This window comes from Ohtaekwangia sp., assembly GCF_036786105.1.
GTDB lineage: Bacteria > Bacteroidota > Bacteroidia > Cytophagales > Cyclobacteriaceae > Ohtaekwangia.
The window spans coordinates 1-6,740 of record NZ_DAIQRQ010000019.1 but is presented as its reverse complement, the minus strand read 5'-3'; the positions used below and the strand labels follow the sequence as shown (position 1 = coordinate 6,740).

Annotated in this window: 7 protein-coding genes; 2 read left to right on the top strand and 5 right to left on the bottom strand. The window is 45.0% G+C overall.

Features of this window, described 5'->3' with window-relative positions; genetic code table 11:
- Positions 1-108: 108 nt before the first annotated feature.
- The 4 genes from zwf to V7Q33_RS10475 all read right to left on the bottom strand — a co-directional run bounded on the left by zwf (position 109) and on the right by V7Q33_RS10475 (position 4,032).
- Entirely contained in the window at positions 109-1,638 is a 1,530-nt protein-coding gene (zwf, locus tag V7Q33_RS10490) for a glucose-6-phosphate dehydrogenase (protein WP_331980960.1), read from the bottom strand.
- 40 nt (positions 1,639-1,678) lie between these two features.
- A complete protein-coding gene (gndA, locus tag V7Q33_RS10485; protein WP_333819820.1) occupies positions 1,679-3,067 on the bottom strand; it encodes an NADP-dependent phosphogluconate dehydrogenase in 1,389 nt (462 codons plus the stop codon).
- 79 nt (positions 3,068-3,146) lie between these two features.
- On the bottom strand, positions 3,147-3,590 hold the full coding sequence (locus V7Q33_RS10480) for an RpiB/LacA/LacB family sugar-phosphate isomerase (RefSeq protein ID WP_331980964.1): 444 nt from the start codon (positions 3,588-3,590) through the stop codon (positions 3,147-3,149).
- A gap of 178 nt (positions 3,591-3,768) precedes the next feature.
- Positions 3,769-4,032, bottom strand: coding sequence for a hypothetical protein (locus tag V7Q33_RS10475; RefSeq protein WP_333819796.1), 264 nt, complete (start codon positions 4,030-4,032; stop codon positions 3,769-3,771).
- On the opposite strand from V7Q33_RS10475, the gene V7Q33_RS10470 reads away from it, so the two are divergent.
- Complete coding sequence (locus V7Q33_RS10470; protein ID WP_333819795.1) at positions 4,033-4,839, top strand: tetratricopeptide repeat protein; 807 nt, start codon at positions 4,033-4,035, stop codon at positions 4,837-4,839. It begins immediately after the preceding gene.
- A 10-nt stretch (positions 4,840-4,849) separates the two neighbouring features.
- Here the strand turns inward: V7Q33_RS10470 and V7Q33_RS10465 are convergent, their stop codons facing one another.
- Positions 4,850-6,010, bottom strand: a complete 1,161-nt coding sequence (locus tag V7Q33_RS10465) for a hypothetical protein (protein ID WP_333819794.1) — start codon at positions 6,008-6,010, stop codon at positions 4,850-4,852.
- A gap of 450 nt (positions 6,011-6,460) precedes the next feature.
- Between V7Q33_RS10465 and V7Q33_RS10460 the strand changes: the two genes are divergently transcribed.
- Positions 6,461-6,613: a hypothetical protein gene (locus V7Q33_RS10460; RefSeq protein WP_331980972.1), complete on the top strand. Its 153-nt coding sequence runs from the start codon at positions 6,461-6,463 to the stop codon at positions 6,611-6,613.
- Positions 6,614-6,740: the final 127 nt, after the last annotated feature.

Genomic DNA, 6,740 nt, shown 5'->3' with positions numbered 1-6,740 from the left:
TCCCGATAGCCATCGGGAATAGAATAGCACAGAAAATAAGTTATTCAATCTCGTTAATCGTTAACAGACTCTTTCGATTAACGTGTAAGGGATAACGATTAACGGTTATTATTTTTTCCGGTCGTTCTTCAATGGGAGTGTAAACCAGTGGAAACCATCCTGGGCGATGAGTGCCTCAGCGGTTTCGGGTCCCCATGAATCGGCTGAATAATTCGGGAAGCTCAGGCTCTTCTTGCCGCCCCATGCCGTGAGTATCGGCATCAGCAGATCCCATGCAGCTTCCACCTGGTCGCCTCGCATAAAGAGAGTCTGGTCGCCCAGCATGGTGTCGAGCAGTAACGTCTCGTATGCTTCCGGTGTATCGCCGGTATAGGTACCGTTGTAATCGAAGATCATGTCAACCGGATTGAGCGTCATGTCAAGTCCCGGACGTTTGGCCTGCACTTGCAAACGCACACTCATCTCCGGTTGTATACTGATGATAAGTCTGTTCTGCTGCCAGCCTTCCACCGCCTCTGACGGGAAGATCATGTGCGGCACATCCTTGAATTGTATGGTGATGACCGATGACGACTGGTGCATGCGCTTGCCGGTGCGCAGGTAAAACGGAACACCATGCCAGCGCCAGTTATCAACAAAGAACTTGATCGCTGCAAACGTCTCGGTATTCGACTGTGGATTTACACCCTGTTCTTCCCGATAGCCGAGCACTTCTTTACCTTCCATCCAACCTTTGCTATACTGCCCGCGCACCGCGTTCTTCTTGATATCTTCCGAACTAAATTTCCGCATGGAGTGCAGTACATCTACTTTGCAATCGCGCACTTTATCAGCTTCAAAACTTACCGGAGCTTCCATCGCCACAAGGCACAGCAGCTGCAGTATATGATTCTGAATCATATCGCGCAATGCACCGGCTTCATCATAATAACCACCACGATTCCCCATACCGAGTTGTTCCGTTACGGATATCTGCACGTGCTCGATATAGTTACGGTTCCACAGGGGCTCAAATATAGAGTTGGCAAAACGAAATGCGAGAATGTTCTGCACCGTTTCTTTGCCGAGGTAGTGATCAATGCGGTATATCTGCTGCTCGGTAAACACACTGCCGAGTAACTGGTTCAATTTTCTGGCCGATTCAAGGTCGTGGCCAAACGGTTTCTCGATCACGATACGCGAACGTGAAGTATCTTCAGCAAGTTTATGCTTCGCTATATTTTCGGCAATGGTACTGAAGAAGCGTGGCGCTACCGCCAGGTAGTATATCACAGTGGCCTTGGCACCGGCCTCTTTCTCAAAAGCCTCAATCCTGCTGCCTTGCTCTTCGTATGTTTTTGGCTCGTTGATGTCTGATACCTGGAAATGTACATGCTGCACAAACGCATCCCATTTCTCCTGTTGGGGTTTTCCGCTGCGCGAGAACTGTGTGATATCTTTCAATAGTACATCCCGAAACTGTTCATCGGTAAATGCAGTACGGCCCATGGCTACAATAGCGAAATGATTGGGCATCCATCCGTCAACAAAAAGATTGTAGAGGGCAGGAACGAGTTTACGTGAAGTAAGGTCACCTGTGCCTCCAAAAATAAAGAAGATCACAGGCTCTTTTTTCAGATTATCGGTAGCTAAGCTCATGCTATAAAGTGGGTTGAATGGTGAGGTATATATAGCCGTGTTATTTAGCAAACCATTGTGTATGGAATACACCTTCTTTGCCGATAAGCTCGTAAGTGTGCGCTCCAAAATAGTCGCGCTGTGCCTGAATCAGGTTAGACGGCATCCGTTCGCTGCGGAACGCATCAAAATAACTCAGCGATGCCGTGTAGGCGGGTATCGCAATGCCGGCAGCAGTAGCAGCGGAAACAATGGTACGCATACCCCCGACGGCACCATTCACTTTTTGCGCGATGCCCGCATCCAGCAACAAGTGTGCAAGCTGCGTATCTTTCTTATAAGCCTGGTATATATCTTCGAGAAATGTAGAGCGGATAATACATCCGCCACGCCAGATCAACGCAATGCTGTCCATCTTCAGGTTATAGCCATACTCGGCAGAGGCCTGCGAAAGCAGGTGCATACCCTGTGCATACGCAATCACGGTGGTGAAATATAGCGCTTCCTCCAGCGACTGTATAAATTTACCCTGATCGACCGTGAGCTTCAGCGCACCGTCTTTATAGAGAGTAGATGCTTTTGTACGCAGCGCTTTATACTTGGAAAGATCGCGCATTGACACTGCTGTATCGATGGTAGGAATCGGCAATTGCAAATCCATCGCTACCTGCGATGTCCATTTACCGGTTCCCTTCGAGCGCGCTTCGTCTTTAATATCATTTAACAACAAGTGGTTTGCACCCGGTGCCTTGAATGCAAATATATCGCGGGTGATCTCGATGAGGAACGATTGCAGCCTGCCATCATTCCATTGCCTGAAGATCGATTGTATCTGCTCGCCCGGCAAGTTCAATCCCTTCTGCATTACTTCATACGTTTCAGCAATAAGCTGCATCAATCCGTACTCAATACCGTTGTGTACCATCTTCACAAAGTGACCCGATGAACCAGGGCCGATATAGGTAACACAAGGATCGCCTTTTACTTTCGCAGCGATGGCCTCAAATATAGGCTGCACTACTTTGTATGCATCCGGGTCGCCACCCGGCATCATGCTCGGACCTTTGCGTGCACCTTCTTCTCCTCCGGAAACACCCATACCGAAGAAGTGAAGTCCTTTACCTTTCAGCTCTTCCGCTCTGCGGTTGGTATCTGTAAAATGAGAATTACCACCGTCAATAATCAGGTCACCTTTATCCAGTAACGGAGCGATCTCCGCTATAGCACTGTCTACTATTTTACCAGCCGGCACCAGCAGCATCACAGCACGCGGCTTTTGCAGGTTGTTAACAAATTCCTGTAAGGATGTGAATCCTTTCACATCACCTTTTACTGCTTCTTTACCAAGAAGTTCTACTTTCGATGCATCTTTATCATAGCCGGCCACCTTGAAACCATGGTCTGCCATATTTAAAAGAAGGTTACGTCCCATGGTACCAAGACCGACCATGCCTAAGAGATAAGAATTGCCTTGCATTGTTATAGAGATAAGATTTATGTAATACTAAGATTATTTCGCTATATATAGTTCACGACTCAAGCTGCTTCACCTTCGCCAGCCTGCGCTTGTGTCGCTCGGCATCTGTAAATTTTGCATTGAGAAAAGCAATGATCAGTTCCTTCGCAGCTTCCGGACCGGTTACACGTCCACCCAGGCAAAGTAAATTCATATCATCATCTTCAACACCCTGGTGTGCAGAGAAGTGATCGTTGATGAGCGCTGCCCGTACGCCGGCCACTTTGTTGGCAGCGATGGAGGCTCCTACACCGCTTCCGCATACAGCAATGCCGCGCGTTACTTCGCCGGATGCTATCGCCCTCGCGAGCGGCACCACAAAGTCCGGATAGTCATCCTGATCGTTGTATGCTGTCGCTCCGAAATCTGTCACTTCATGTTGACGCGATTGTAAAAAGGTTTTGATCACTTCCTTTAGTGCAAAACCTCCATGATCTGCAGCGATTCCTATTTTCATATTCTATAGATGGAAAGAGACGGGTATACCCTTACCTATCGGGGTTTTAAATTAAGCAAAGGTTCCGATTCCGACACCAAGGTTAACATCTTTTAAAAAGTTAGTAAGGTTCGTTACAAATAATTAATTGATAAACAATGTTTAGCAATTGAGATTTGCCAATACGACAATTGACACCTTATTTTAATGCCAATATAAGCCAGACGATAACGATACAAACAACCGGAGTTGCTGTAAAGATCCCGATTTTTTCCAAAGTCGATTCAGGCTGAAGAACTTTTGTATATAATAAAGCAGCAAGAACTATTCCTGCCACTATCCAAAAGAATAAAATAAAGTAGCCATACCCCAAAGAACTACTCGGGTCATTCCAACCAAGGTTGATTAGAAAAAGAATAATACTATAATAAATGACGTTAAAGATTAAAATTCGTGTTCCCATATGAGGCTCGTGGTTAAAAAGAGGCTTTTTATTATTAATGCTTGCCTGATGGTATCTTGCCATTCCTTGCAATATACTACTGAAAAGAATAACAATAATCTTATAACCGTTAAGCAAGAAAATACATTATCAAATGAACAGTCTGATCATGACGAAGTCATTTTTGAAGGTTCCAACAACCTGATAGCGCTGGTTCAAGTAAATGCCAGTTATTTTGATCAGGTGCATGATGTTATTATAATAAAGGGTAATGGCAATATAATATCACTATATAACACCAACATATTGGATCTTCGAACAAAGAACACTGATTCACTGATCATCATTGGAAACAAGCAAAAATATATACTCCATGCTGGAAATCTGATAGCAACAGATAAGACATTAGTACCCGATACCATAAAGTTAAAAGAGCAATTTTTTAATCCCGCGAAATACATTCATGATGTTCGAAATACCGAGACGGAAGAAGAAAAAATAACTTTGTACTATTTTGAAGAAAAAGTAACACCGCAGTTTGCCATCGATTTTTTAACAAAAGGCGCTCAAGATGGAAAAATGGATTGCCTCCATGAACTGGCAGAACTTTACCTCTATGGCATTGGGGTTGAGGCTTCAACAACAAAAGCTATCGGGCTGCTTGAATTTGCCGCTGCCAAAGATTATATACCTTCAATTAGAAGGCTTGCAGAAATACATTCGGGAAAATTTGGAGCTCCCAAAAACCCAGAACTGTCTCAATATTATCTGAAGCGGGGCAGTATGTTAGGTGATGCAAACTGTCAAGAGCAGTTAAAGAAAAAATAGAACCTTATACTTACCGGTTATAAGGCTCCTCCGTTATCCACTGAAACTTCCGGCCCAATAGCAACGAAGCATTGGCAGAAGAGCGAACAGCGGTTACCCGGATAGAGTCCTGGTATAGCAGGCCGTTCAGGTGCAGCGATTCATCATGCAGTGTAAAGGTAAATTCTCCCGTGGTCGTCAGGTCTTTTGAAGCAACGTGTATCTTCTTTGCTCCATTCCGGATCGCACAATACCACGACACCGGGAAACCATCAGCATATACAATCTGCACGATGCTGTTACTTATCAATAGTTTCTTCCATCGCCTGGAGTTATCAGTTGCCTGAGACAACGGTGTGTTATTAATCGTGAATGAAGACACATCATACTCGCCCACAATACTATCCTTTCGCATATAATAGCTTGCCTGTTTTTGTTTTTGATCGATTACATAGATGAGGTTCGGAATGATCATCACGCCTACCAGCAGCACTTTCACTGTGAGCCGGATCAGTCTCGCACGCTTGCCACCCTGAAACACCGGGTGGAGCGATTTACCCTTCCATGTATACAGCAATTCATCTCCATGCGATACCATTAAAAAGACTGACATCCATAACAAATGAAACGAGTATAATTTTACCGGCACATCGTAAAACAGGTTGAGTGCAAATACATTGGCCATCACGAACGAAGCCAGTATAGCCCCCGGCAATGTTGTGCGCCTGAACAGCAACAATGCTGCTGCCAGCACTTCACTCACGCCCGCAAGAATAGTATAGGCCGGTGAAGCTCCCATAAACGTCCACAACAATCCCATCGGCGATGACTCTCCGTATGTTCGGGATAACATCTCGATGGTAGGCAATGGAAACTGGGCAGGAATTACCTTCGAAAAGCCATAGCCAAAAAGTGATGCCGCGAGGTAGTAGCGCACCAGCACTTCCAATCCCAACGACCATGTTCTCTCCTTGAATCGCATTCGGTCAAAGAACATCCACAAGGTAGTGGCAATACCGGCAACGGCCAACAATATAATGGCTTCAGCATATTTATACGATGTATCGCCACTGCCGTTTTCTATGTGTGCCAGAGTATAGTAATCGCCCAATATCCATGGCCCGGCTATATCTACCACACTGGCAAATAAAACATGCAAGGGTTGGTATATATATCCAAAGAACGGAATCACGGATAACGGAAACGGTAAAATATACAGGATTAAATACACAAACATGAATCGGGAAACCATCTCATGTATAAAGGACCGGGAGTGTGTAAAGATTTTTTTCAATGGTTCCATGCGCAGGTATCGTCAGGGTAAAGCAGCCTCCAACCAAAGGAGTACAGAACGAAGTTAGTGAAAAACAGCATCCGGTAACGCCTCTCAAATTCATAAGATAACGGGGTCTTGTCGCTCGTGAAAATACAACTACCGCTTGGTGTTCAAACAGCCTTAGGTCTGAAATTCATGACTCTGTCCACGGCAACACCTGTAATATCCCACATCATTGTGCCTTCTGAACTTCGCATTTATGTCAAAAGCCTCCAAAGTTTCGGCCAGATCAACAATCCACTGGATTGGCCGTATACTAATTCTCAAATTCCTTGATAAATTTGTATGTTGATAACCGGACGCTCCATGAGACGAATTTTTAGTTTGATCGTAATCCTTGCAATCGCCCTGGCATCGTGCCACAGCAACAAGCCTGCCTATAAAACTTCCAGCGGAAAGAAAAAACTGAAGCACTACAACAAGCTTCAGTATGGAGAGCGAAAAGTTTTCAAACCGTAAATCCGTCAGTCTTCAGGGCAAACCCAGGAACATCTTCCCGGAAAATTCTTGATTCATATTTGATTGGAACGTTATCCCGATAGCCATCGGGAACAGAATAGCACAGATCGTTTAGAGTAACTGTTAA

Coding starts and splice junctions, on each gene's coding strand:
- zwf (WP_331980960.1), bottom strand. CDS start 1,638: ATGAGCTTAGCTACCGATAATCTGAAAAAAGAGCCTGTGATCTTCTTT.
- V7Q33_RS10470 (WP_333819795.1), top strand. CDS start 4,033: ATGAGGCTCGTGGTTAAAAAGAGGCTTTTTATTATTAATGCTTGCCTG.
- V7Q33_RS10480 (WP_331980964.1), bottom strand. CDS start 3,590: ATGAAAATAGGAATCGCTGCAGATCATGGAGGTTTTGCACTAAAGGAA.
- gndA (WP_333819820.1), bottom strand. CDS start 3,067: ATGGTCGGTCTTGGTACCATGGGACGTAACCTTCTTTTAAATATGGCA.
- V7Q33_RS10460 (WP_331980972.1), top strand. CDS start 6,461: ATGAGACGAATTTTTAGTTTGATCGTAATCCTTGCAATCGCCCTGGCA.
- V7Q33_RS10475 (WP_333819796.1), bottom strand. CDS start 4,032: ATGGGAACACGAATTTTAATCTTTAACGTCATTTATTATAGTATTATT.